The organism is Pseudoalteromonas sp. RW-H-Ap-1, from assembly GCF_048318575.1.
Classification (GTDB): Bacteria; Pseudomonadota; Gammaproteobacteria; order Enterobacterales; family Alteromonadaceae; genus Pseudoalteromonas.
This window is the reverse complement of the sequence record NZ_CP166996.1, coordinates 2,113,338-2,140,174: the sequence shown is the minus strand read 5'-3', so window position 1 is coordinate 2,140,174 and position 26,837 is coordinate 2,113,338. Positions and strand designations below refer to the sequence as shown.

The window sequence follows — 26,837 nt, the reverse complement described above, 5'->3', positions numbered from 1 at the left end:
GAGTTTTCTTATGCAACGTTCTTTGGTAGAAGAAGTTGGCTGGGATACCAGGATTTGAACCTGGGAATGCCAGGATCAAAACCTGGTGCCTTACCGCTTGGCGATATCCCAACTAAGAAATTGCTGATAATTTTAATTCTTATCAAGAATGTGGTGCGGAAGGAGAGACTTGAACTCTCACATCCTAAGATACTGGAACCTAAATCCAGCGCGTCTACCAATTCCGCCACTCCCGCATACTGGCTTATATTTATACTCTTAACAGAGCTTTCTTATACAACGTTCTTTGATAGAAGAAGTTGGCTGGGATACCAGGATTTGAACCTGGGAATGCCAGGATCAAAACCTGGTGCCTTACCGCTTGGCGATATCCCAACTAAGAAATTGCTGATAATTTTAATTCTTATCAAAGAATATGGTGCGGAAGGAGAGACTTGAACTCTCACATCCTAAGATACTGGAACCTAAATCCAGCGCGTCTACCAATTCCGCCACTCCCGCATCGAGTATACAGGTATTCATGTTTTGGAACCTAAATCCAGCGTCTTATTCAAGACAACTGCCAATTCCGCCACTCCTGCATTATCACTTTGAATTAATCAAAGAAATGGTAGTTATTTTAAACTCTTCATTGAGTTGCAATTTAACTCTTGCAGAGCCACTTCTAGAAAATAAATGGTGGCTAAGACGGGATTTGAACCTGTGACCCCATCATTATGAGTGATGTGCTCTAACCAGCTGAGCTACTTAGCCATTGTTGGCTGGGATACCAGGATTTGAACCTGGGAATGCCAGGATCAAAACCTGGTGCCTTACCGCTTGGCGATATCCCAACAATAAACAATTGATAGTTTTAATTCTTATCAAGAATATGGTGCGGAAGGAGAGACTTGAACTCTCACATCCTAAGATACTGGAACCTAAATCCAGCGCGTCTACCAATTCCGCCACTCCCGCATTATTACTTTGAATTAATCAAAGAAATGGTAGTTATTTTAAACTCTTCATTGAGCAACAAAAAATAAATGGTGGCTAAGACGGGATTTGAACCTGTGACCCCATCATTATGAGTGATGTGCTCTAACCAGCTGAGCTACTTAGCCATCTTTTTTGTTAGCACTTCATCGCTGAGTGCGGGGCGTATTATGCTGATATGCCCCAAATTCGTCAACACCTTTTTTGCAAAAAAACACTTAAGTTGGTTTGTTTGCAGGAAAAATAGGCTAACCGGCTACTTTTTAATTAAAACGTTGCTTTTTTAACACTCTTTATGAGCTGAGTATTATAATTTTAGCTTTGCTTTACGTTTGAAAGCTTATTACTAGGGTAGACTAATATTCGGCTGAAAATAAAAAAGGCCCGTAAAACGAGCCTTTTAAAACAATTAGCCACTCAAGGTGGCGCAGTGATTAATTATACGTTGAACAAGAAGTTCATTACATCGCCATCTTTAACAATGTATTCTTTACCTTCTTGACGCATTTTACCTGCTTCTTTTGCACCGCTTTCGCCTTTACATGCAATAAAGTCATCAAAAGCAATTGTTTGTGCACGGATAAAGCCACGTTCAAAGTCGGTATGGATTTTACCTGCAGCTTGTGGCGCTGTTGCACCCACAGGGATAGTCCATGCACGAACTTCTTTTACACCCGCAGTAAAGTAGGTTTGTAAATGCAGTAATTCATAACCGCCACGAATAACAAGGTTAAGCCCTGGCTCTTCAAGACCAAGGTCAGCCATAAACTCTAACTTGTCTTCATCTTCAAGCTCAGAAAGCTCAGACTCGATGGCAGCACACACAGGTACAACAACCGCATCTTCAGCGGCAGCTATTTCACGCACACGATCAAGTAGTGGGTTATTTTCAAATCCATCTTCTGCTACATTGGCAATATACATAGTTGGTTTGATGGTTAAGAAGTTAATAGGTGCAATTGCTGCTTTTTCTTCTTTTGTTAGTGCTAAAGAACGTAAAGTTAAGCCTTCATCAAGATGCACTTTTACTTTTTCAAGTACTGCATTTTGCTCTTTTGCGTCTTTATCACCGCCTTTTGCTTTTTTTGCATTACGGAAAATTGCTTTATCAGCACTGTCCATATCAGCAAGTACAAGCTCAGTGTTGATCACGTCAATGTCGTCCGCAGGGTCAATAGTACCCGCTACGTGAATAACGTTTTCATCTTCAAAACAGCGAACTACATGGCCAATCGCATCTGTTTCACGAATATTTGCTAAAAACTGATTGCCTAGGCCTTCACCTTTCGATGCACCTTTAACTAAACCTGCAATATCCACAAATTCCATACTTGTTGTAAGAATACGTTGTGGGTTAACAATTTTAGCAAGTTCGTCTAGGCGAGGATCTGGCACCGGTACCACACCTGTATTAGGTTCAATGGTACAAAAAGGAAAGTTAGCGGCTTCAATACCCGCTTTAGTCAATGCATTGAAAAGTGTTGATTTACCAACATTAGGCAAGCCAACGATGCCACATTTAAAACCCATAGTAAGATACCTTGTTTAGATTCGTTTAAAACGTGTGTACGTATACCCCTAAAAATTAGGGTTTAAACGAATGTAGTCTGTTTTGTGCTTTTAACACACCGTCTTTAGCAAGTATTTCCATACAACGAACTGCTTCATCAACTGCGGCATCCATTTTTTCCTGATCTTCCTTGGCTGCTTTTCCAAGCACCCAACCGGTGACCATTTCACGATGTCCTGGATGACCAACACCTATGCGTAAGCGCATAAAGTCTTTTTGATTTGCCATTTTTGCAATAATGTCTTTTAAGCCATTATGACCGCCATGTCCGCCGCCTTTTTTTAATTTGGCAACGCCTGGGTCTAAATCCAATTCATCATGGGCGACAAGTATGTCTTCCACTGGGATTTTAAAAAAATTGGCTAAACTACTCACCGCTTTGCCACTTAAGTTCATGTAAGTGGTGGGGATCAGTAATTTGAATTCTTTGCCTTGAATAATCACTTTGCCAGTAAGGCCGTGATATTTAGGGTCGTGTTTTAGCGTGCAGTTGTAGCGTGCAGCGAGTTCTTGAATGAACCAAGCACCTGCGTTGTGGCGTGTATTTGCGTATTCGGGGCCTGGATTAGCCAGGCCCACAAGCATTTGAATAGAATTCAAGGTGCGAGACCTTAAATATTATTCTGCAGCGTCTGAAGCGTCGTCTTCAGTTGGAGCTGCTTTGTTAGCTTTGATAGTAACGATAGACTGATCGTGGCCTTCGCCTTTACCAAGCTCAACAGATTGAACACCTTTAGGGAACGCAAGATCTGTAAGGTGGATTGAATCACCAGCTACAAGATCAGATACGTCTACTTCGATGAATTCTGGAAGTGACTTAGGAAGACAAGAAATCTCAACTTCAGTTAACTGGTGAACAACAGTTGCACCTAACTTAGTTACTTTATCTTCACCGATGAAGTGTAAAGGAACCTTAGTTACTAGTTTGTGAGTTGCGTCTACACGTTGGAAATCAAGGTGAGTAAGCTTAGGCTTGAAAGGGTGACGTTGGATATCTTTTAAGATAGCTTCAACTTTCTCGCCACCTACATTTAATGTAAGGATGTGAGTGTAAAAGCCTTCGTCTTCTTGTGCTTTGATCATATCTTTATGTTCAAAAGTAAGCGATAAAGCTTCTTTATCAGCTCCATAAAGGATTGCCGGCACTTTGTCTTCGCGACGTAGGCGGCGGCTCGCACCAGTACCAGTTTCTACGCGAAGTTCAGCGTCATAAGTATAAGTTGTGTTAGACATGATGTCTCCAATAATTAAAAGTGTTAGGGCCTTTGCGACCAAGGTCCCTAGCCAAAAGGCGCGCTATCATACCACTGCGGGTTTATAAAATAAACATCACCTACAAAAAAAGCGCCAAAAGGCGCTTTTATACTCATTAATGTTTAACTTTAGTGTTCAAACATTGCCGAGATAGATTCTTCGTTGCTAATGCGACGAATAGTCTCTGCTAACATATCTGCAAGTGTTAATACTTTAACAATATCAAGCGCTTTAAGTTCGTCAGACAGTGGAATTGAGTCAGTTACAATCACTTCATCAATCACAGAGTTACGTAAGTTTTCTGCAGCTGTACCAGAAAGAATAGGGTGAGTAGCGTAAGCAAATACACGTTTAGCACCATGCTCTTTAAGGGCTTCAGCTGCTTTACACAATGTACCACCGGTATCAATCATGTCATCAACAATAATACAATCACGACCTTCAACGTCACCAATAATATGCATTACTTGAGAAACGTTAGCTTGAGGGCGACGTTTATCAATAATAGCTAGGTCGGTATCGTTTAATAGTTTTGCAATTGCACGGGCACGTACAACACCACCAATATCAGGTGATACAACAACCACGTCATCAAAGTCGCGGTTTTTCATATCTTCTAATAATACCGGGCTGCCAAATACGTTATCTACTGGTACATCGAAGAAGCCTTGGATTTGCTCAGCATGTAAATCAACCGTAAGAACGCGGTCAACACCTACACTTGATAAGAAATCCGCAACCACTTTAGCTGTAATTGGCACACGCGCAGAGCGTACACGACGATCTTGACGAGCATAACCAAAATAGGGAATAACAGCAGTGATACGACCGGCAGATGCACGGCGTAGCGCATCAACCATAACGATAAGTTCCATTAGGTTATCGTTAGTAGGGGCACAGGTTGATTGTAAGATAAAAACATCCGAGCCACGAACATTTTCATTAATTTGAACACTGATCTCACCGTCACTAAAACGGCCAACAACAGCATCGCCTAATTCAATATATAAACGTTTTGCAACTTTTTGAGCTAGGTCAGGTGTTGCGTTACCAGCGAAGAGCTTCATGTCAGGCACGGTAGGGTTCCTCAGGCACTGAATTTTTGGACTAACTTACATTGAATGAACAAAGTAGGTTAACTTATGATTACTTGTACGTTACTTCATTTATCAATGATGGCGGCTAACTCCGTGTGAGCAGGAGAAGTATTAACGCTTGATGCGATAAATCCCTGCCAAGTATGGGGGAGGTTAGCAAGTACATCTTGTGCTTGAACTTGACTAGCAAATTCAACAAAACAACATGAACCTGTTCCGGTCATCTTTGATGGGGCGTATTTTAGCAACCACTGCAGGGTTTTTTCAACCTCGGGACACAGCTTTTTCACTAAAGGCTCACAATCGTTAGTTAAAACCTGTTGTTGCCAGTCACCTGAAAGTTTAGGCGTGTCACGTTTTAAATCGGGGTGAGTAAATATTTGTGCAGTACTGACATGCTGGTTTGGAAAAACTACGCAGTACCATTTTTGTGGCAATTTAACATACTCTAATTGCTCGCCAATGCCATGTGCTATGGCACTTTTACCTTTAATGAATACAGGTACGTCTGCACCGAGCTTCAAGCCTAAATCTGCAAGTTCATCTAGTGTAAGAGCGGTATTCCACAGTGTATTCAGCGCTAGAAGTGTTGTTGCGGCATCGGATGAACCACCACCAACACCTCCGCCCATAGGCAAACGTTTAGTTAAATTTATTTTTGCACCTACATTCACTTTACACTGAGTTTGCAATAATAAAGCTGCTTTATAAATTAAGTTGTCAGTTAGTGCAATGCCATGAGTGTCGCCGCTAATACTAATATTTTTATCATTAGTAAGCGTAAAATGGAGCTCGTCGCCATAGTTTAAAAATGTAAACAGGGTTTCTAATTCATGATAGCCATCATCACGGCGACCATTAATATGTAAAAATAAATTTAGCTTCGCCGGCGCAATCAGCGAAAGTTCAAAGGGAGTATTCATAATTAGTTAAACTGCCAATCGTAGAGTTTGATTTTAATTTTAATCTTTTGATGGGTTAAGGTTAGCGCGTTAGGTAACCAAAAACCGTGTTTTTGTATGTAGCTGGTGTAGTTTATTTGCCATTTTTTGCCAGCGTCATCAAACCATAACACGCTTTTAGCACGGCCTAATTGATCGACTTCTAGGGTTTGATCGTCAATAGTGGCTTTTAACCACTGACCGGCGTTATTTACCGGTAAAGTAAACCCCGTTAAGCGTTGTAAAAGTTTACTCGCATTAGTATCAAAAAACTGTTGTTCATCAAATATTAATTCAGCCCCCACTGCGGTTTGTTTGAGCGATAAAATTCGGGTGCCAATAAATGTGGTTAACACTAAATGATTACTATTTTGTGTTTGTTGCCAATTTAAGTTAGCAGATTGGCGCTCATCAGGGCTAATAAACGCTAATTTACCTTCCACCTGCCAAGTTTTTTGTGTACTAAGACGTAACTTCCAGTCTTCGTAAGTTTTTGTATTGTAGTTGTTTTTATTGGCGCAGCCCGTTAAAAAAATAAATAACAGGGTTAAAATAAAATATTGTCGAATCAAATGTTGTTCCTTACTTTCCATATTCCTGAGATTTTTGATAAAATTGCCGCCTATGAAGTAGGGCTCAGCAATATTTGGCAGATATGACCATAATAGCACTTGGTATTAATCACAAAACCGCATCCGTAGATTTACGAGAAAAAGTGGCCTTTTCGCCTGAGCAAATTTCAGAGGCGCTTCAGCAATTAAGTGGTCATGCCGACTTTAATGAAGCGGTTATTGTATCTACCTGCAATCGCACTGAAGTGTATTGTAGCCTTGCGCAACAAAATTCCCAAACATTGTTGCAATGGTTAGCCAGTTTCCATGGTTTAGATGAACATGAACTGAGTAAAAACATCTACTGTTATGAAGACAGCGCAGCAATAAACCATTTAATGCGTGTAGCCTGCGGGCTTGATTCGCTGGTACTAGGTGAACCACAGATTTTAGGGCAAATAAAGCAAGCGTATAACAGTGCTAAAACCCACGATGCGGTGGGTGTAACTTTTGATCGTTTGTTTCAAAAAACCTTTTCAGTGGCAAAAGAAGTACGCACCGAAACTAACATTGGTGCGAGTGCAGTCTCGGTTGCGTTTGCTGCGGTTAATCTTGCAAAGCATATTTATGGCAAATTAGACAAAACCAAGGTGCTATTAATTGGTGCTGGTGAAACCATTGAGCTGGTAGCAAAACATTTATACCAAAATGAGCCACAAAAAATAACGGTAGCTAATAGAACAATAGAACGTGCTCGCGGCTTAGCGGATGAAGTGTCAGCAGATGTTATTGCCTTGGCACAATTACCAGAACGATTACACCAAGCCGATATTGTTATTAGCTCCACTGCCAGTACTTTACCTATTATTGGTAAAGGGGTGGTGGAACAAGCACTGAAACAACGTCGTTATAAGCCTATGCTATTTATAGATATTGCTGTTCCACGCGATATTGAAAGCCAAGTCGGAGAGCTTGACGACGCTTATTTATATTCTGTTGATGACTTACAAGCCATTGTTAGCGAAAACATGGCTGCACGTGAGCAAGCTGCAGAACAAGCACAAATTATTATTAGTGAGCGCACCAAAGAGTTTTTTATGTGGCTGCGTTCACTTGATTCAGTGGATTTAATTCGCCACTACCGTAATGATGTACAAACTACAAAAGCAGAACTTGTAGATAGGGCCCTAAGCCAACTTAATACAGGTAAAAATGCAGAAAAAGTAATTTTAGAGCTAGCCAATAAGTTAACCAATCGTTTAATGCACGCGCCTACCCGTGCCATCCAAGATGCAGCGAAAAAAGGTGAAGTGGCTCAGCTAAATCAATTAAAAAAAATGTTAGGTATAGATCAGGAATAACAGTTAAATGAAAGAGTCCGTTTATCGTAAATTAGAAACCTTAGTTGAGCGCTATGAAGAAGTACAAGCGCTATTAAGTGACCCATCGGTCATTAGTGATCAAAACCGCTTTCGTGCTCTTTCAAAAGAATACTCTGAGCTTGAAGAGGTGGTAAAAACATTTTTAGCTTACCAGCAAGCACAAGAAGACTTGAGCAGTTCTGAAGAAATGCTTAAAGATTCAGACCCTGAAATGCGCGAAATGGCACAAGAAGAATATAAAGAAGCAAAAGCACAGATTTCGATTTTAGAAGACGACATTCAAGTTTTAATGTTGCCTAAAGATCCAAAAGATAATAATAACGTGTTTTTAGAGGTTCGTGCTGGAACTGGGGGCGATGAAGCGGCTATTTTTGCTGGCGACTTATTCAGAATGTACAGCCGTTACGCAGAAACAAAAAAATGGAAAGTAGAAGTTGTTACCACCAACGAAGGTGAGCACGGTGGTTACAAAGAAGTAATTGCTAACATCAGCGGTGAAGGCGTTTACGGACAATTAAAATTTGAATCAGGCGTTCACCGTGTACAACGTGTCCCTGAAACTGAGTCTCAAGGCCGTGTACATACCTCAGCATGTACTGTAGCTGTTATGGCTGAAGTACCAGAAGCAGAAGCCATCGAAATCAATACTGCCGATATTAAAGTTGATACTTTTAGAGCGTCGGGCGCGGGTGGTCAGCACGTAAATAAAACCGACTCTGCCATTCGTATTACCCATTTACCTACGGGTGTAGTGGTTGAGTGTCAAGATGAGCGCTCTCAGCATAAAAACCGTGCTAAAGCGATGTCGGTATTGGCTGCGCGCCTTCAGCAAGCTGAAGATGAAAAGCGTCATGCTGCTGAAGCATCAGAACGTCGTAACTTAGTTGGTAGCGGCGATCGTTCTGAGCGTATTCGTACATACAACTATCCACAAGGTCGTATTACCGATCACCGTATTAACTTAACGCTTTATCGTCTTAATGAAGTGGTAGCAGGTGATTTAGGCGCCGTTGTTGAGCCACTAATGCAAGAGCATCAAGCCGATTTACTTGCAGCAATGGGCGACGATTAATCGTGACCCCTTCTGTTGAAAACGCTATTGCTACAGGTGCTAATTTATTAGCATCAAGTAGTGATAGCGCAAAGTTAGATGCACAAGTTTTACTGCTCAATATTTTACAAAAGCCACGAAGTTATTTATTTACTTGGCCTGAAAAACAGCTCACAGATGAGCAGTATCAGGCATTTCAATGTGCCTGTGAACGTCGCTTACAAGGCGAACCTGTTTCGCATATTACCGGCTGTCGTGAATTTTGGAGTTTGCAGTTTGAAGTGAACCCAACAACGCTAATCCCTCGACCTGATACAGAAACCTTAGTTGAGCTTGCGCTTGAGTGCAAAGTGCCTAAAAACGCGAAAGTACTTGATTTAGGCACGGGCACAGGGGCTATAGCACTGGCACTTGGGAGCGAAATGCCCTCATGGGATATTATTGCTGTTGATCGTATTGATGATGCGGTAGCGTTGGCAAAGCGCAACCAAGAGCGATTAGCTATTAATAATGTGACTGTTGAGCAGAGTAACTGGTTCAGTGCGTTAAAAAACAAAAAATTTGATCTAATTGTAACCAATCCACCCTATATAGAACATGACGATGTACACTTGCATCAAGGCGATGTGCGCTTTGAACCTTTGTCTGCATTAGTTGCGGATGATGCAGGATTAGCTGATATTAAACAAATAATTACACAATCACGTGACTATTTACATTCTAATGGCTATCTTTTAATTGAACACGGATTTGAGCAAAGTGCAGCTGTACGTCACATTTTAAATAAAATGGCGTTTATAAATGTAAGCACAGTGAAAGATCTTGGTAATAATGACCGCGTAACGTTCGGACAATGGCCTTAAATTATTTTTAATAGCTCCGTTGTTTGCATATGGTTTAAGGAATTCTATGTGATGGAAGATTTTTTATTTTCAAATGAACAACCACCTGAAGTAGCATGTGAAGAGCAAGGGACATGGAAAGTTTTAATAGTTGATGATGAGCCTGAGGTTCACGCTGTTACACGTTTAGCTTTAAGTGACTTTAAGTTCCAAGATAAACGGTTGGAATTTATAAGCGCATATTCAGGCGCAGAGGCAAAAAAGTTAATTGATGAGCACCCAGATGCAGCCATCATCCTACTCGATGTTGTAATGGAAACAGACGACGCTGGTTTGCAAGTCGCGAAGTACATACGCGATACCGTTAAAAATAATTACATTCGTATCATTTTACGTACAGGGCAACCAGGTCAAGCGCCGGAGCGTCAAGTCATTGTCAATTACGACATAAATGACTATAAATCTAAAACAGAACTCACCGCACAAAAACTATTCACCGTGATGATGGCTAGCCTTCGTTCGTATCGCGATATTATTTCTATTGAGCAGTCACGTGAAGGCCTAGAAAAAATAATCACTGCTTCTCGCAATATTTTTGCAACTCATTCAATGGATAATTTTATTGAAGGAGTGATGCAGCAGCTAACGTCTTTACTTAACGTGGCCGACGAAGCCATGTACGCCACTACCTTAGTTGCGCAAAATCCGTCAGAGGAATTAAACAAGAAACTGATTGTTTGCTCTGGCACCGGTGATTTTGCTAAGCGCGAAGGGGAAGAGCTTGAATCAGTATTAGCACAAGAGCAGCTTTTAGCGTGTCAAGAAGCCTTAGCCAACAAAGCAATTGTGTACAAAGATGACTATTTGTTTGCCTATTGTAGTAGTAAGTTTAATCATAATTCGATGTTATTTGTATCCGGGGTGCCATCGAAACTGACAGATACGCAACGAAATCTAATCGAAATTTTTTCTCAAAATGTGCAGTTGGCATTTGAAAATGTACAATTACATACTGAAGTTGAAGCTACCCAACAAGAACTTGTTTATCGTTTAAGTGAAGCGGTTGAACAACGCTCATGCGAGACGGGTAATCACGTAAAGCGGGTTGCTTATATTTGTTATGAGTTAGCAATAGGATATGGATTATCTGAAGAGCAAGCGAATTTAATTCGTTTTGCATCGCCTTTACATGATGTGGGTAAAATAGGTATTCCGGATGCTATTTTAAATAAACCCGGTAAATTAAACAGTGATGAGTGGGAAGTTATGAAAACCCATGCAGGCAAAGGCTACGCCATTTTAAAAGATTCACCGCGTAAAATAGTCAGTGCGGGGGCGTTAATTGCACAGCAACATCACGAAAAATGGGATGGGTCTGGTTACCCTTGCGGCTTAAAAGGCGAGAGTATCGATATTTTTGCTCGCATAGTGGCATTGGCCGATGTGTATGATGCACTGCGTCATAAACGGTGTTATAAAGGTGCGTGGACACTTGAAGAAGCCGTTGCTGAGATCAATGCAAACAAAGGTACGCATTTTGATCCTAAACTTGTTGATGTATTCAATGATAAACTTGAAGAACTTGAAGCGGTAATTTTACGCTTTCCTGATAAAACACATAACTAAACAGAAGTAAAAATAAACATGGATTATTTAGCATTAAAACACACGCACATGGCGATTGCGCTAGTGAGTATTATTTTATTTTATGTACGTTCTTTTTCTCGCATGGGCAGTGGCAGCCTTACTAAAAATAAAGTGGTTTTCATTGGTAGCCACAGCATAGACACCTTACTAATTATTTCAGCTATTACTTTAATGGCCATGGCTAAAATAAATCCGCTAGAGCAACTTTGGCTATTAGAAAAAATTGTACTGGTGGTTATTTATATCGCCGTTGGGATTATTAGTGCGAAGCAAACCACAACATTACCTAAAGTTATGTTTTTAGTGTTTAACACTGCGGTTATCTTAGCTATTGGCTTTTTAGCAACCGCTAAAGCCCCGCTATTGTTGTAATTAACAATACTTGCTTAAGCTTTACACTACAGGTGTAAAGCTTGCCTCTTTATTTCATTTCTGATTATTGGTATCTAACCTTAAAATTAGGTAAACTACGTGTTCGTTTTCTAGAATGTTGTAGTATGAATGACCACCCTCGGGTTTGATGAACACGATGAATCTTATATAGAAGATGCCTACGATGACTTTTTGCCACCGGCAATATATCGTTGTATTAAAGCAGAAGCTAAATGGGACCCTCAAATAGACTTAACACCAAGTCTTGAAATATTGACTGCGTTTGAGCAACAAATAGAGACTATTTGTTCGCAAACACGCGATCCGCATGATCGTTTAGAACAATTACTTGATTGCTTTTACAGTCAGTGGTTATTTAGTGCGTCAAGCCTTAAAGTACCTGAGTACAAGCTAAACAGTATTAGCTACACCTTGTCTATGCGCAGTGGTACACCCACGACTTTAGCTATTTTATTATGTCATTTTTTACAGCATGCAAAACTAGATGCTAGTGTAAGCATAACTCAAGGCGAAGTGGGCATTCACGTCGCAATGAGCGATGATGAAGGGTACATTGTTGAGCCAAGTAGTGGTCAACAAAGCTGGTATATCATTCCTGAAAATACCAACGAAGATAATGCACAAGAGCAAGAGCCTCTTGAACTTATTTTTGAAGACGAAGTATATAAATTATTTTTAGCGCAACAAAAATGGTCTTTTATTAGTGAGAACAAATTTGGTCATGCGTTAACTTGCGTTGATTTATTAATGGAAATGCTAGGAGATGATCCCTATGAGCGACGCGACAGAGGCTATTTACTAAATCAGCTAGGCTGCCCTAAAATGGCACGAGATGATTTACAATTTTTTGTTGATGAGTGTCCCGACGACCCTGCTATTGAAGTCATCCAACATCAAATTGAAGAACTTGAAGATAATCATAAGACCCACCATTAAAAATAAAAATAGGAAACGTTATGGCTGATCCCCAAACTGCTTTGATCACCAATGATGCTGTTGTACTAGGTTTACTGGCGATTATTTTAGGCTTTATTTTTAAAACCTCGTCAAGTCAGCGGCCAGGGCTGGTCGCATTTTACAAATATGTGCCTGCATTATTGCTGTGTTATTTTTTACCATCGTTGTTAAATACCTTTGGTATTGTTGATGGCTCGCAATCGAGTGTGTATTACGTTGCCTCGCGGTATTTATTACCTGCGTGTTTAATTTTATTAACCATTAGCATTGATTTAAGAGCGATTATTAATCTGGGCCCTAAAGCATTAATTATGTTTTTAACGGGCACCGCAGGTATTGTGATTGGTGGCCCATTAGCTATTTTAATTATGAGTGCCGTTTACCCTGAAGCTGTGGGTGGACATGGCCCCGATGCGGTTTGGCGGGGTATGACAACTATTGCGGGCAGCTGGATTGGCGGCGGCGCAAACCAAGCGTCTATGAAAGAGATGTTTGAAGTTGGCGGTGATATCTTCTCTGCTATGGTTACTGTTGATGTGATTGTGGCTAATTTATGGATGGCGGTATTATTATTAATGGCGGCTAACCATAAAACGATTGATGCCAAAGCGGGGGCCGATACCACCGCGATTGAAGATTTAAAACAACGTGTTGAAAAATACCATGCAGAGCATGCCCGTATGCCAACGCTGAATGATTACATGATGATTATTGCTATTGCCTTTGGTATTACTGGTTTAGCACATTTTTGTGCTGATATTTTAGGACCCTTCTTTGCCAATAATTATGCATGGGCAAAAGAATACAGTTTAAATAGTAAGTTCTTTTGGCTTATTGTTATATCGACCACTATAGGCATTAGTTTATCGTTCACTAGAGTGCGTCATATCGAAGCCTTTGGCTCGTCTAAAGTGGCATCAGCATTTTTATATATCTTAGTAGCATCAATTGGTCTGCATATGAATGTGATGGCGATTTTTGATTCACCGATGTATTTTGTGATTGGTGCGATTTGGATGCTAACTCACGCCAGCTTAATGCTGATTGTTGCTAAACTAATTAAAGCGCCGTTATTTTACATGGCTGTCGGCTCTCAGGCCAATGTGGGTGGCGCGGCCTCGGCCCCTGTTGTCGCCGCTGCGTTTCATCCATCACTGGCACCGGTAGGCGTTTTATTAGCGGTACTAGGCTACGGTGTAGGTACATATATGGCGTATATTTGTGGATTGATGATGCAAGCAGTTGCACCATAAGGAATTAAAATGAACAACCAAGTTATAAATATTAATCAAATAGAACTGGCAAATGATAAACCTTTCGTTTTATTTGGTGGCATGAACGTACTGGAATCACGTGATTTAGCGATGCGTATTGCCGAGCATTATGTTGAAGTGACCACTAAATTAAATATTCCTTATGTATTTAAGGCGTCATTTGATAAAGCCAATCGCTCGTCAATCAATTCTTACCGTGGTCCGGGCATGGAAGAAGGCTTAAAGATATTTGAAGAGATTAAAAATACCTTTAATATTCCTTTGATCACTGATGTGCATGAGCCGCACCAAGCAGCACCTGTTGCTGAGGTTGTTGATGTTATTCAGCTACCGGCATTTTTGGCTCGTCAAACAGACCTAGTGGTTGCAATGGCAAAAACAGGCGCCATTATTAATGTGAAAAAGCCACAGTTTTTAGCCCCACATGAAATGCGTCATATCATTACTAAATTTAATGAAGCGGGTAATAATAATGTGGCCTTGTGTGAACGTGGTTCAAGCTTTGGTTATAACAACCTAGTGGTTGATATGCTGGGCATGGATGACATGAAAACCATGGCGCCCGTTATATTTGACGCTACTCATGCGCTACAACGTCCTGGCGGTCGAGCTGATTCAGCCGATGGTCGTCGTGCTCAAGCAGCAGAACTGGCTCGTAGTGGCATGGCACTGGGTATTGCGGGCTTATTTATTGAAGCACACCCAAATCCAAATGAAGCAAAATGTGATGGCCCTTGTGCATTAGCACTGAGTAAATTAGAAGGGTACTTATCGCAAATGAAAGCGGTTGATGATCTAATCAAAAGCTTTGCTCCGCTTGATACCAGTGCTAGCGATTTATAAGGCTTATTAACTCATTAAAAAGCGACTTAGGTCGCTTTTTTTGTGGCTTGAATATACTCTTTCCCAGCATAGGTATATAATTCACCGCATAAGAAAAACTAATTCTAAGCTTGGTTGCCATGTCAAGACGAGTTCCTCCATTAAACGCGCTAAAAGCTTTTGAAGCTGCAGCCCGTCATTTAAGCTTTACTAAAGCCGCAGAAGAGTTGTATGTGACGCAGGCTGCGGTAAGTCATCAAATTAAAACCCTCGAAGAGCACTTAGGGTTAAAGTTGTTTTTGCGTAAAAATCGCTCGTTACTTCTGACTGAAGAAGGTCAAGGCTACTTTTTAGATATTAAAGAGATTTTTACTCAGCTAATTGACGCAACCGAAAAGCTACTAGCCCGTGGTGCAAAAGGCTCGCTAACAGTGAGTTTAACCCCGAGCTTTGCGATTCAATGGCTTATTCCTCGATTGAGCTTATTTAACGAGTTACACCCTGAAATTGATGTGCGAATTAAAGCCCAAGATCAAGACGAAAACTCGTTAACAGACGATGTTGATATTTCAATTTATTATGGTCGCGGTCATTGGAGTGGCGTACAAGCTTATAAATTGCACACTGAATACTTAGTGCCACTGTGTAGCCCATTATTGTTAAGTGGCCCTAGAGCGCTTAACCAACCAAGTGATTTAGCAAACCACACCTTGTTGCATGACACCACTCGTAAAAACTGGAAAACATGGATGAAAACCGCGGGGGTACGCAACGTACAAGTTAACCAAGGGCCTATTTTTAGTCACTCTTCAATGGTACTGCAAGCTGCGGTACATGGCCAAGGGGTTGCAATTGGTAATAGTGTTTTAGCAAAACCAGATATTGATGCAGGGCGATTAGTGATCCCGTTTAATCACAGTTTAGAAAGTAAAAACGCTTATTATTTGGTGATCCGTGAGTCGCAAAATGAATTGGGTAAAATTGTGTCATTTAGAGATTGGATGTTAAGCCTCGTTGAGCAGGAGCAAGAATATTAATGAGCATTGAATGGGTTAAAAGCAGTCAGCAACCGGCCATAGCACAGTTTATATTTGCTCATGGTGCAGGGGCTGGCAGTGACTCTGAGTTTATGCAAACCATGGCAAAACAGCTCAGTGAGTTTGGTATTGAGGTTGGGCTGTTTGATTTTGAATACATGCGTATTGCTAAACAAACCAATAAACGTCGCCCACCAGAGCGAGCACCAAAATTACTTACATATTTTGAGCATATACTTACTCAAGCTGATGCAAATTTACCGCTATTTATAGGGGGTAAATCAATGGGCGGGCGCATGGCGTCTATGCTTGCTTGCTCAACCTCGCATGCTGTTTTAGGTGTACTTGCGTTTGGTTATCCGTTTCATCCACCAGGCAAGCCAGAAAAGCTCCGCACTGATCACTTTGCAGACATACCATGTCCTTTTTTAGTACTACAAGGTGAACGAGACACCTTTGGTACCCGTGAAGAGCTTGCCACAATGGCCATGCCAAAACAGCCGCTGTATGTGTGGTTAACTGATGGTGATCACTCACTAAAACCACGTAAAAAAAGTGGCATTACTGAGCAGGAAAATTTGAATGTTGCAGCAATCCAGGCCGCTAAATTTATAAAAAACACTGTAGAGAATATAAAAGAGGAAAAACATGGTTAAACTATTTTTACTCGCAGGCAGCTTTTTTTGTATGCTTTCAGTGATACTGGGCGCATTTGCTGCCCATGGTTTAAAAAGTCGCTTATCAGATTACGCTATTGGTATTTTTAAAACCGCCGCCGAGTATCAAATGGTACATGGGCTGGCACTGATTGCAGTGGCAATATTAATAAAGTGGGGCATTAACTTAAGCATGGCAGGTGGTTTTTTTATAGCGGGTACACTGTTATTTAGTGGCAGCTTATATTTACTGGCTTTAACCGGCTTAAAGTGGCTGGGCCCAATTACACCACTAGGTGGACTGTGTTTTATTATTGGTTGGATAGTTATTTTAGTGCAAGTTGCACGATTTAAGTTTTAAAGAGTTTAAGGGTTAATATGTCTAGTGTTGTGATTTACTGTCGTAGTGGTTTTGAAAGCGATGCCGCTGCTGAAATAACGTTTCACGCCGCCGAGCAAGGGTTTGCTGGGTATGTAAAAGCAAAACCAAATACCGGTTATGTTATTTATGAATGTTTTGAAGCGCAGCACAGCGACGAAATAATCAAAAAAGTTGATTTTAAAAATATGGTATTTGCACGCCAATGGTTTGCCGGTAACCTAATAGAAAATATGCCATTAGAGGATAGAGTGGGCGCTATTGTAGATGTCGCAAAAGACTTTACTTTATGCTCTGAGCTGCGAGTAGAAACTCCAGACACCAACGAGGGCAAGGAGTTACTGACTTTTTGTAAAAAAATATCGACCCCGCTTAAAAAAGCACTCGAGAAACAAAATACCGTATTGCGTGAACCAAAAGCCAATCGTCCAGTAATGCATGTGCTATTTTTAGCTAATAATACTGCGTATGTAGGTCACTCTTACAGTTTTAACAACTCACCTTTCTTTATGGGGATCTTACGTTTACGTATGCCAAACGACGGCCCAAGCCGTTCAACCCTTAAGTTAGATGAAGCATTTAATGTATTTATTCCTGAGCAGCAGCGTGAGTCAAGAGTACAAGCTGGGATGCGCAGCGTTGATTTAGGTGCTTGCCCAGGTGGTTGGACTTATCAGTTGGTTCGTCGTGGTATGTTTGTTAGCGCGATAGATAATGGCCCAATGAATGAAAGTTTAATGGAAACAGGGCAAGTAAAACATTTTAGAGAGGATGGTTTTAAATACCGCCCAGAAAAAAGAAACATAACCTGGTTAGTTTGCGATATGGTAGAAAAACCAACGAAAGTAACTAACTTGATGATTGACTGGGCAGTAAACGCCTATGCAAAAGAGCTTATTTTCAATTTAAAATTACCGATGAAAAAACGCTTTGATAGTGTGTATGAATGTCTAAAAATGATTAGAGAAGAAATGGCGAAGTTCGGTATCAGCTACGAATTACAAGCTAAGCATTTGTACCATGATCGTGAAGAAATAACGGTGCACTTAAACGTAATTAAAGTACCACAAAGCTTATATAGTTAATCTATTAGTGAGTATAAAAAATGGGCCAAGTGGCCCATTTTTTTTAATTACGATATTGTGGTCGGTAATGCTCAACCCATAACCGTGTAGCGCCGCATACTGCCACAGGCATTACAATCAAATTTATAAATGGGATAGCGGTTAGCAGCATCACTGCAAAACCAAACCCGTAAGATAAGCCTTGTTTGCTTTTTAAGTCATTTTTCATTTGGGTAAAGCTGATTTTGTGGTTATCAAAAGCATAATCTTTATATTGCACCGCATACATCCAGCAGGTAAAAAGCACCCAGAGTACTTGGCCTATTACCGGTAACACCCATAATAAAATAAAAAAGCCGATTGCGCGTGGGAGGTAGTAGCAAAGCTTAGTCCATTCTCGGCCCAGCATTCGCGGCACATCTTTTACTAAATCAGCTAATCCGTCATCGTTAATTTTTTGACCAGTTAAGTATAGCTCAACCTTTTCACTTAGTAAGCCATTGAAAGGGGCGGCTATAAAGTTAGTAATAACGGTAAATAACATACTGTAACTAAACAGCACCACCAGTACAGCAATTGGCCACATTAACCATTCGAGCCAACTAAGCCATTCTGGAAGCATTGAATTTACAGCGTTAAAGCCATCACTAAGCCAGCCAAATAAAAAGAATAAGGAGCTACCAAATAATAAAATATTAATAAGTAGGGGTATAAGCACAAAGCGTTTTAGCCCTTTTTGACTAATTAACTTAAACCCGGAAAAAAATATTCCATACCTTGTGTTATTTGCACACTAACCTCACCAATTATTACTATTTTAGCTATTATAAATAGCCTGATGATTTTAAACAGTACTTTTAAGTAACAAAGTATTTAATAAAGGGCATTTGCATACGCGATAATAATAAATTATTCATTTAGGAAGTATTTAAACTCTTCATAAGTGCCTAGTTAAATAAAATGCTCGCGCAATAGACAAAATTCCGATAGATGCTAATTTCAATATTATGTATATTCGAGCAACAGTAATAAATTTATTATAAAAAGTATTTCGTAAGAATATAGCGGCGCATTTAGCTTAAGTGATTGTTGAGGGAAATAACTTGATTGAAATAATGAGAGTCAGAAAGCTGCTTTCTCAGCAACAAAATATATTATCTAAAATAGCCTTGGGTGCACCACTTGATGAGGTGCTTGAAAATATTTGTTTATCTATCGAGGAGCTAATTGAAGACCCTTCTGCAAAGTGCTCTATATTAACGCTCAAAGGTGAGCAGCTATTTCATAGTGCGGCCCCGAATATTGCAAACGGTTATTGTGAAGCCATTAATGGTATACATATCGGCCCCAGCGTTGGCTCATGCGGTACTGCAGTACATGAAAAAAAGCGAATTATTGTCTCCGATATTGCAACATCACCCTTATGGGAAAACTATAAAGCGTTGGCATTGAGTTTTGATTTAAGGTCGTGCTGGTCAACCCCTATTATTTCAACACAATCAGACATATTAGGCACTTTTGCAATTTATCATGACAGTGCCAAGTCACCAACAACACAAGATTTAGAGTTAATAGACTTTTTTGTTGATTTCACCAGTATTGCTTTGGAAAAGCACACAGAGTCACTAAAATCAAAAGTGTTACTTGCAGAGTTACAGCAAAGTAATGAAAAGTTTAAAGCCTTCGCAAAAGTGCTTCCCGATCTAACCCTCATTTTGAGTGAAGAGGGGAAGTATATCAATGTTCACGGCACTACTAATGAAAGTTTATATTTAAGCCAAGAGCATGTGATTAATCGAAATGTCAGAGACATTATGCCTCCTAAAGATGCTAATCCTATTATGGAGGTAATTGCCAAAACACTTCAAACTAATGAAGTCCAAGTGTTTGAGTATCAGCTAAATATAAAAGGTAAGCAGCTTACATTTGAAGGGCGAACAGCTCCGCTTGAAAGTTACCAACCTAATAATCCCTCTCAGCGACATGTAGTATGGATGGCCAGAGATATCTCTACTCGCAAAGCGGCAGAAGAGGAAGTGCAACGGTTAGCATTTTTTGATCCGCTTACAAACCTCCCGAACCGCAGAATGCTCAATGATAGACTCAGTATGTATGTTGAACAAATTAAGCAGTCTGATCATACTGGCGCACTCTTATTTTTAGATTTAGATAACTTTAAACGTATAAACGACTCGTTAGGGCACAATGCCGGTGATGAGATACTGGTTGAGCTTTCACAGCGACTAACGCGTGTTTTAAGCCCGACAGATACCCTTGCGCGCGTGGGCGGTGATGAATTTATCATACTCATTGAGAATGTAGGAGATAGCCATAAGCAAGCGAGTCTTGAATCAGAATTAATGGCTGAAGTGGTACAAAGCGTTTTTTATGACAAGTTTGAGATAGGGGATTTGGCGTTTCAAGTTAGCTGCAGTATAGGCATATGTTTAATTAATAACGCCAATGCTATTAGCGAAAATATTTTAAAATTTGCAGATACCGCTATGTATCGCTCTAAAATGAAAGGCGGTAATAGTAGTAGCTTTTACGATCCTGCACTGCAAACCTTACTGGAAAATCAAACTGAGCTTGAAACAGATATAGTAAGAGCGATTGCATGTGATGAATTTTGTGCTTACTTCCAGCCTCAATTATCAATTGATGGTAGCATTATTGGTGCAGAAGCACTCATACGATGGAATCATCCAACCAAAGGACTTATCCCTCCTAATGCGTTTATTCCGATTGCCGAGCAATTTGGCTTAATTCAAAAGTTACAAAATATTGTATTACGCGATATTTGTATTTTACTGGAAACGCTGCGAGCTGATAACGTACTGAAAAACCAGTTTAATGTGTCTATTAACATCAGCCAATGTCAGTTTAATTCTTCTACTTTAAAAGGCGAGTTGTTTAAAGCGATTGAGACGTATAATGTAACACCCTCGCAAATTAAATTAGAGATCACTGAGTCCATGTTAGCGGGTGATTTAATGAGTACGGTCAAGCAAATGAAAGAGCTAAAATCGCAGGGGTTTGTATTTTCAATTGATGACTTTGGTACCTGCTACTCGTGTTTAAAGCATTTAAGCGTGTTTCCTATTAATGAACTAAAAATAGATAAAAGCTTTATTGATAAAGTGTTGGATAACGCATCGGGGCAAAGTATCGTGCAGTCTATTATTGGTTTAGGTCATAGTTTAGATATTAATATAGTAGCCGAAGGGGTCGAAAGTGCTGAGCAACTACATATATTAAAGTCTATGGGTGTAAACGCAGTGCAAGGGTACTTATTTGCAAAACCCTTAACACACAGCAATTACTTAAAATGGCATAAGCAGCATTACTAACAGAGGTGGCAGGTTCAGTTACCCTAATCGATAAGTCGCTTTGTTTAACCTCTAATTGGGCAGTAACGTTTGCTAACTTACTGCGTTTTAGCTCAAACAGAAATGTATACTTTTTGTTTATTTGCTAGCTAAGTGTAATGAGTTTTTTACTATTTTGTAACAGTTGCATAAATCATTGCTGTGGCATTGGTTTAGCGTTTTCAACGCGTTAAACTAGTCAGGAATTGGCAATAAGTCTACTTGTTGTGACATTATCTAAGCGTAAACACGACAGGTACTTAAAACTTGCTTTTGAGTTGCTTTTTTGTTCGTTGTAACTATGGTTTAGGGTTATGTCATGGTATGTCGCTATGTCGGTAACTGTAAAAAACCATTAGGAGCGATAAATGAATACCACGAAAGCAGCTTTAAAGTCGGGTGAAACACACTCTCCCCGGGTAAAGTTTCTGGAAGGGGTTGATATACCCGTTTTTTTAATCAGTGGCGGTATATTAGTTTTGTTTGCTGCGCTGGCACTGTATGACATAAAACTGATGTCGGATTGGATCAACTCTGCTTTTGCCTTCTCCACCAAAATATTTGGCGCCTTTTGGCAAGTTCTGCTGTTATTAACCTTTGTGATTGGTATATTTCTGGCCGTAGGCCGCACCGGTTCAGTGGTGCTGGGTGGTTTAAAAGCCCCTGAAATATCTACCTTTAAATGGATAAGTATTATTATGTGTACTTTGCTTGCTGGTGGCGGTGTATTTTGGGCTGCAGCAGAGCCAATGGCACACTTTATTTCTCCGCCCCCGTTATTTGGTGGTGAAACTGGTACTAAGGATTCCGCCTATAACGCCCTTGCACAAAGCTTTATGCACTGGGGGTTTTTAGCTTGGGCTATTTTAGGCAGTTTGACTGGTATTGTTTATATGCATCTTCATTACGAAAAAGGCCTGCCACTCAAACCACGCACTTTGCTTTACCCCGTATTTGGCGATCGTGCTATGAAAGGTGCGCTTGGTACTATTGTTGATGCATGTTGTGTACTTGCTGTGGTTGCTGGCACTGTAGGACCGATTGGTTTTTTAGGCTTACAGGTGAGTTTTGGTCTAGATAAATTGTTTGGTATTCCTGACACCTACACCACACAAGTAGTTATCTTATTTAGTTTAATTGGCATTTATACACTTTCAGCGGTAAGTGGGGTTACCAAAGGTATTCAGCTACTAAGCCGTTTTAATGTGGTATTAGCTGTAGTGCTGATGTTGTTTATATTACTAATGGGGCCTACTGCGTTTATTATCGACAGTTACATTCACTCCTTCGGTTTGTATTTAGATAACTTTATTCCTATGGCTACATTTCGTGCTGATAAACCATGGCTAGATTGGTGGACTGTATTTTTTGGGGTTGGTTTTTAGGTTATGGCCCATTAATGGCTATGTTTGTTGCACGTATATCTCGTGGACGTACTATTCGTGAAATGATCTTACTTATTTCTGTGGTTGCTCCTGTGATCACGTGTTTTTGGTTTACTATTGTGGGTGGCTCAGGCATCTTTTTTGAGTTAAATAACCCCGGTGTTATATCAGAACCTTTCGCAGGGCTTAATTTACCAGCGGCATTATTAGCCATTACTGAGCAGTTACCTATGGGGTTTGTTGTGTCGGTGTTATTTTTAGTACTGACCACTATTTTTGTGGCAACAACAGGTGATTCAATGACCTACTCGGTATCTATGGTAATGACGGGCACCGATCACCCACAAACGTCTATTCGGGTGTTTTGGGGGATCATGATGGGGGTGATGGCGGCGTTGCTCATTTCTATAGGCGAGGGCGGAATTTCAGCCTTGCAGTCGTTTATTGTGGTCACTGCTGTGCCTGTGTCATTTGTGTTGCTACCGTCACTGTGGACAGCACCACAAATAGTTAAGAAAATGGCAGACGAACAAGGACTTTAATAATTTATAAAGAGCGCTAGTAAGCGCTCTTTTTCTGGGTACATCATATTCTCACCTTGTTATTGAGCTATTTATTATCCTAGCAATAAACTAACCCACTAAAAATAACTTAGCCTAAGTAGGTTGTTCATTCCTATCGATACGGTATAGTTTAAATATATTTAAGCATAACCTTGAGATAAACTATGCAGTTAGTCGATTTAGACCCTAGTGACCAGGATGTGATCAACGTATTTGCTGATATAGATCGACTTATTAGTTCATTATATCCCGTAGCAACTTCACAAGCGCTTACAGTTAATGAGCTTGGTCAACCGAGCGTTTACGCTGTAGGGTTAAAAAATCAAGACGGAATAGTTGCCTGTGGCGCAATAGTAAAGCAATTTGATGGTAGCTGGTATGGCGAAATTAGACGGCTTTACGTAAAACCTAGCTATCGCGGAAAAGGATTGTCACGGCGTATTATGCAAATTTTATTGCACTATGCTGGCGAAGAAGAAATCCCAATCATAAAACTAGAAACAGGACCAAAGCAAATACAATCAATCCATCTTTATGAGAATTTAGGGTTTGTGCAATGTGCCCCTTTTGGTGAATACACAGAAAACCCGAATAGCTTATTTATGGAGCTTGCGCTCAGCTAATACTACTTTTTTTGAAGCTTTCATTTATCAATTTCAATCCTAACTCGTTACGAGTAGAAATACTTGTTGGACATGAATCACTATTTTTCTTTTAATGCGCGTCAACTAGCCGGTTTGGCATTCATAAATAAAAGAGAAAGATAAATGAAAGAGACAACATCACTTGAACAAGCTCGCACGAGCTATAACGTTCGTCATTGGAGCCAAGGTTTTTTTGGTATTAATGATCAAGGTGATGTGTATGTTGCGCCCAAGGCTGATGCCCCACAGCAAACCATTGCACTAACAGACATTGCTAAGCAGCTTGAAGACAAAGGTTTAAGTTTGCCAGCACTCGTTCGCTTTCCACAAATTTTACACCATCGTGTGCATAGCTTATGTGGCGCATTTAATACCGCAATAGAAAGCTATGGGTATCCAAAAGACTATTTATTAGTTTATCCAATTAAAGTAAATCAACAACGCGAAGTCGTTGAAGAAATTGTTGCCAGCCAAGCACAAGTAGAAAAAAAACAGCTAGGTTTAGAAGCAGGCAGTAAGCCAGAGTTATTAACCGTATTAGCACTGGCAGAAAAAACCAGTGCGGTGATTGTGTGTAATGGCTACAAAGATAAAGAATATGTGCGCTTAGCGCTGATTGGCGAAAAGCTGGGCCATAAAGTGTATATCGTACTTGAGAAACTGTCTGAGCTGGACATGGTGCTTAGCCAAGCCAAAGAACTTAACGTAAAACCGCGTATTGGTATTCGTGTGCGTTTAGCCTCGCAAGGCAAAGGTAAATGGCAGGCCAGTGGTGGTGAAAAATCGAAGTTTGGGTTGTCTGCTTCGCAAGTGCTGTATGTAGTAAACCGTTTAAAAGAAACTGATCAGCTTGATTTAGTACAGCTTGTGCATTTTCACTTAGGGTCGCAAATGGCCAATATTCGTGATGTACGCTTAGGTGTAAGTGAAGCTGCGCGTTTTTATTGTGAACTACGCAAGTTGGGTGCACAAATAGAGTGCCTTGATGTAGGGGGCGGTTTAGCGGTTGATTATGACGGCACGCGCAGTCAATCTCACAACTCAATGAACTACAGTTTAGCTGAATACGCAAATAATATTGTGTACACCATAGGTGATATTTGTAAGCAGTATGAACAGCCTTTTCCTACCATTATTTCAGAGTCGGGAAGAGCATTAACGGCGCACCACGCGGTACTGATTTCTAATGTAATTGGCACCGAAACATATGCACCGGAAGAAATAGAAGCGCCAGCAGATGACGCGCCGCAGTTACTTAAAAATATGTGGATTTCATGGCAACAATTACATGTGCTTACTGATGACCGAGCATTAATTGAGATTTTTCACGACAGCCAAGGTGATTTAGCTGAAGCGCATAGTCAGTTTGCGATGGGATTATTAGATTTAACCCAACGTGCATGGGCCGAGCAAATTAATTTGCGTGTGTGTTATGAACTAAATAAATTAATGGATAATAAAAACCGTTTTCATCGTCCGATTATTGATGAACTGAATGCGCGTTTAGCGGACAAGTTTTTTGTCAATTTCTCATTGTTTCAGTCATTGCCAGACGCATGGGGAATTGATCAAGTGTTTCCGGTATTGCCTTTAAGTGGTTTAACGCAAGCACCGCAAAAGCGTGCAGTGTTACTAGATATCACCTGTGATTCAGATGGCGCTTTAGAGCACTATGTTGATGGTCAAGGTATTGAAAGTACGTTGCCAGTACCTGAGTTCACAGCAGATAAACCATATTTGATGGGGTTTTTCTTAGTAGGTGCCTACCAAGAGATTTTAGGCGATATGCATAACTTATTTGGTGATACGCACAGTGCTATTATCAATATGGATGAACAAGGTGTTGCTAGTATTACAGAAATCAATCATGGTGATACTGTGGCTGATATGATGCGTTATGTACATTTAGATGTTGAAGGTTTTCAGCAGTCATATGCGCAGTTAGTGAGCGCAAAAATTGCACCTGATGAACAGCAAAGCGTTTTAGACGAGTTGCAAAGCGGCCTTGATGGCTACACTTATTTAGAAGAGTTATAAGCAATGTCTAGCTTGTTTGGTTGTGTTGACCACTCATTGTACTCAAATGGGATGACGTTTTTACGTCGTCCTATGGTACAAAATATTAACGCGATTGAAGCCGATGTAGTGGTACTGGGTTTACCGTTTGATCTGGCCACTTCAGGGCGCCCTGGTGCCCGCTTAGGGCCTGATGCTATTCGCAGAGCGTCAGTGCATTTAGCGTGGGAAGATACCAAATACCCGTGGACATTTCCGTTGTTTGAGCGCTTAACCGTGGCGGATGCTGGCGATTTTACCTATCCGGTAGGCGACCCTGAATATTTTACCGCGCAACTAGAAATGGCGGCAGAGCAAATACTTCGCCAAGGTAAAACATTGCTAGGCTTGGGCGGCGATCATTTCGTAACCTTACCGCTATTGCGCGCACATGCAAAAATTCATGGCAAAATGGCGTTAGTGCATTTCGATGCCCATACTGATACTTACAGTAACGGTTCGCGTTTTGATCACGGCACCATGTTTTATCATGCGCCAATGGAAGGGTTAATTGATGTTAATCACAGTATTCAGCTAGGTATTCGTACCGACTTTGATCAAAGCAAGCATGAGTTTGCAGTGATTGATGCCATGCAAGCCAATGATCTGCATGCGAATGATATTGCAGCACAAATTATTGAGCGAGTGGGTGATTTACCGGTTTACTTAACCTTTGATATAGATTGTTTAGACCCCGCCTTTGCACCAGGTACGGGCACACCCGTGTGTGGTGGTTTAACCTCTGATAAAGTGCTTAAAATCTTACGCGCACTTAAAGGCATTAATATGGTGGGAATGGATGTGGTTGAAGTATCTCCGTCGTACGACCAAAGTGAGCTTACCGCCATTGCCGCTGCAACGATTGCCAGTGAATTACTGCATTTGTGGGCACTTAAGCATAAATATTAATTTGTGTTAATGCAGCTTAAA

22 protein-coding genes, 8 tRNA genes and 2 pseudogenes are annotated in these 26,837 nt (G+C 40.5%); 17 read left to right on the top strand and 15 right to left on the bottom strand.

Annotated features, from left to right (window positions below; genetic code table 11):
- Window positions 1–36: 36 nt before the first annotated feature.
- The 14 genes from AB8618_RS10235 to lolB form a co-directional block, all read right to left on the bottom strand.
- A tRNA-Gln gene (locus AB8618_RS10235) sits at window positions 37–111 on the bottom strand.
- Window positions 112–151: 40 nt separating this feature from the next.
- Window positions 152–236 (bottom strand) — tRNA-Leu (locus tag AB8618_RS10230).
- Window positions 237–300: 64 nt separating this feature from the next.
- Window positions 301–375, bottom strand: a tRNA-Gln gene (locus AB8618_RS10225).
- A 41-nt stretch (window positions 376–416) separates the two neighbouring features.
- A tRNA-Leu gene (locus tag AB8618_RS10220) sits at window positions 417–501 on the bottom strand.
- Between the two features lie 175 nt (window positions 502–676).
- Window positions 677–753: transfer RNA gene (locus AB8618_RS10215), tRNA-Met, on the bottom strand.
- Window positions 754–758: 5 nt separating this feature from the next.
- Window positions 759–833, bottom strand: a tRNA-Gln gene (locus AB8618_RS10210).
- Between the two features lie 39 nt (window positions 834–872).
- Window positions 873–957: transfer RNA gene (locus AB8618_RS10205), tRNA-Leu, on the bottom strand.
- 69 nt (window positions 958–1,026) lie between these two features.
- A tRNA-Met gene (locus tag AB8618_RS10200) sits at window positions 1,027–1,103 on the bottom strand.
- Window positions 1,104–1,413: 310 nt separating this feature from the next.
- Window positions 1,414–2,505, bottom strand: coding sequence for a redox-regulated ATPase YchF (gene ychF, locus AB8618_RS10195; protein WP_008115165.1), 1,092 nt, complete (start codon window positions 2,503–2,505; stop codon window positions 1,414–1,416).
- Window positions 2,506–2,560: 55 nt separating this feature from the next.
- Complete coding sequence (pth, locus tag AB8618_RS10190; RefSeq protein ID WP_008115166.1) at window positions 2,561–3,145, bottom strand: aminoacyl-tRNA hydrolase; 585 nt, start codon at window positions 3,143–3,145, stop codon at window positions 2,561–2,563.
- Window positions 3,146–3,163: 18 nt separating this feature from the next.
- Complete coding sequence (locus tag AB8618_RS10185; protein WP_010388341.1) at window positions 3,164–3,778, bottom strand: 50S ribosomal protein L25/general stress protein Ctc; 615 nt, start codon at window positions 3,776–3,778, stop codon at window positions 3,164–3,166.
- A 149-nt stretch (window positions 3,779–3,927) separates the two neighbouring features.
- Window positions 3,928–4,875, bottom strand: coding sequence for a ribose-phosphate pyrophosphokinase (locus tag AB8618_RS10180; protein ID WP_008115168.1), 948 nt, complete (start codon window positions 4,873–4,875; stop codon window positions 3,928–3,930).
- 86 nt (window positions 4,876–4,961) lie between these two features.
- Complete coding sequence (gene ispE, locus AB8618_RS10175; RefSeq protein ID WP_413402552.1) at window positions 4,962–5,819, bottom strand: 4-(cytidine 5'-diphospho)-2-C-methyl-D-erythritol kinase; 858 nt, start codon at window positions 5,817–5,819, stop codon at window positions 4,962–4,964.
- 2 nt (window positions 5,820–5,821) lie between these two features.
- The gene (lolB, locus tag AB8618_RS10170; protein WP_413402550.1) at window positions 5,822–6,409 is read right to left on the bottom strand and encodes a lipoprotein insertase outer membrane protein LolB; all 588 of its coding nucleotides are present in this window, start codon (window positions 6,407–6,409) and stop codon (window positions 5,822–5,824) included.
- A gap of 83 nt (window positions 6,410–6,492) precedes the next feature.
- Here lolB and hemA point away from each other — a divergent pair, with 83 nt between their 5' ends.
- From hemA to rlmM, 12 genes are all read left to right on the top strand, one after another.
- Window positions 6,493–7,749 (top strand): glutamyl-tRNA reductase, encoded by a 1,257-nt coding sequence (gene hemA, locus AB8618_RS10165; RefSeq protein ID WP_175610046.1) that lies wholly within the window; start codon window positions 6,493–6,495, stop codon window positions 7,747–7,749.
- A gap of 7 nt (window positions 7,750–7,756) precedes the next feature.
- Window positions 7,757–8,842 carry a peptide chain release factor 1 gene (prfA, locus tag AB8618_RS10160; RefSeq protein WP_413402547.1) on the top strand — a complete coding sequence of 362 codons (1,086 nt, stop codon included), beginning with the start codon at window positions 7,757–7,759 and terminating at the stop codon, window positions 8,840–8,842.
- 2 nt (window positions 8,843–8,844) lie between these two features.
- Window positions 8,845–9,684 (top strand): peptide chain release factor N(5)-glutamine methyltransferase, encoded by an 840-nt coding sequence (prmC, locus tag AB8618_RS10155; protein WP_413402545.1) that lies wholly within the window; start codon window positions 8,845–8,847, stop codon window positions 9,682–9,684.
- A gap of 51 nt (window positions 9,685–9,735) precedes the next feature.
- Entirely contained in the window at window positions 9,736–11,289 is a 1,554-nt protein-coding gene (locus tag AB8618_RS10150; protein ID WP_409423451.1) for a DUF3369 domain-containing protein, read from the top strand.
- Between the two features lie 18 nt (window positions 11,290–11,307).
- Window positions 11,308–11,682: a SirB2 family protein gene (locus AB8618_RS10145; RefSeq protein WP_413402543.1), complete on the top strand. Its 375-nt coding sequence runs from the start codon at window positions 11,308–11,310 to the stop codon at window positions 11,680–11,682.
- A 129-nt stretch (window positions 11,683–11,811) separates the two neighbouring features.
- Entirely contained in the window at window positions 11,812–12,639 is an 828-nt protein-coding gene (locus AB8618_RS10140; protein WP_413402541.1) for a tetratricopeptide repeat protein, read from the top strand.
- Window positions 12,640–12,659: 20 nt separating this feature from the next.
- Window positions 12,660–13,913, top strand: coding sequence for a DUF819 domain-containing protein (locus AB8618_RS10135; protein ID WP_413402539.1), 1,254 nt, complete (start codon window positions 12,660–12,662; stop codon window positions 13,911–13,913).
- Window positions 13,914–13,922: 9 nt separating this feature from the next.
- Window positions 13,923–14,777 carry a 3-deoxy-8-phosphooctulonate synthase gene (kdsA, locus tag AB8618_RS10130; RefSeq protein WP_054202475.1) on the top strand — a complete coding sequence of 285 codons (855 nt, stop codon included), beginning with the start codon at window positions 13,923–13,925 and terminating at the stop codon, window positions 14,775–14,777.
- 119 nt (window positions 14,778–14,896) lie between these two features.
- Window positions 14,897–15,793, top strand: coding sequence for a transcriptional regulator GcvA (locus AB8618_RS10125; RefSeq protein WP_413402537.1), 897 nt, complete (start codon window positions 14,897–14,899; stop codon window positions 15,791–15,793).
- Window positions 15,793–16,449, top strand: a complete 657-nt coding sequence (locus AB8618_RS10120; RefSeq protein ID WP_413402535.1) for an alpha/beta family hydrolase — start codon at window positions 15,793–15,795, stop codon at window positions 16,447–16,449. Before AB8618_RS10125 ends, AB8618_RS10120 begins: the two co-directional genes overlap by 1 nt.
- A complete protein-coding gene (locus AB8618_RS10115; protein ID WP_024602653.1) occupies window positions 16,442–16,810 on the top strand; it encodes a DUF423 domain-containing protein in 369 nt (122 codons plus the stop codon). The genes AB8618_RS10120 and AB8618_RS10115 overlap by 8 nt, the downstream gene beginning before the upstream one ends.
- 17 nt (window positions 16,811–16,827) lie before the next feature.
- On the top strand, window positions 16,828–17,913 hold the full coding sequence (gene rlmM, locus AB8618_RS10110) for a 23S rRNA (cytidine(2498)-2'-O)-methyltransferase RlmM (RefSeq protein WP_413402533.1): 1,086 nt from the start codon (window positions 16,828–16,830) through the stop codon (window positions 17,911–17,913).
- A 43-nt stretch (window positions 17,914–17,956) separates the two neighbouring features.
- Here the strand turns inward: rlmM and cysZ are convergent.
- Window positions 17,957–18,684: pseudogene (gene cysZ / locus AB8618_RS10105) on the bottom strand (sulfate transporter CysZ).
- 311 nt (window positions 18,685–18,995) lie between these two features.
- On the opposite strand from cysZ, the gene AB8618_RS10100 reads away from it, so the two are divergent.
- The 5 genes and pseudogenes from AB8618_RS10100 (at window position 18,996) to speB (ending at window position 26,816) form a co-directional block, all read left to right on the top strand.
- Complete coding sequence (locus tag AB8618_RS10100) at window positions 18,996–21,242, top strand: EAL domain-containing protein (protein ID WP_413402531.1); 2,247 nt, start codon at window positions 18,996–18,998, stop codon at window positions 21,240–21,242.
- A 386-nt stretch (window positions 21,243–21,628) separates the two neighbouring features.
- A pseudogene (locus AB8618_RS10095) lies at window positions 21,629–23,187 on the top strand (BCCT family transporter).
- A gap of 185 nt (window positions 23,188–23,372) precedes the next feature.
- Entirely contained in the window at window positions 23,373–23,831 is a 459-nt protein-coding gene (locus AB8618_RS10090; protein ID WP_290171122.1) for a GNAT family N-acetyltransferase, read from the top strand.
- 144 nt (window positions 23,832–23,975) lie between these two features.
- A complete protein-coding gene (speA, locus tag AB8618_RS10085; RefSeq protein WP_413402527.1) occupies window positions 23,976–25,889 on the top strand; it encodes a biosynthetic arginine decarboxylase in 1,914 nt (637 codons plus the stop codon).
- Window positions 25,890–25,892: 3 nt separating this feature from the next.
- Window positions 25,893–26,816 carry an agmatinase gene (speB, locus tag AB8618_RS10080; RefSeq protein ID WP_036982103.1) on the top strand — a complete coding sequence of 308 codons (924 nt, stop codon included), beginning with the start codon at window positions 25,893–25,895 and terminating at the stop codon, window positions 26,814–26,816.
- Window positions 26,817–26,837: the final 21 nt, after the last annotated feature.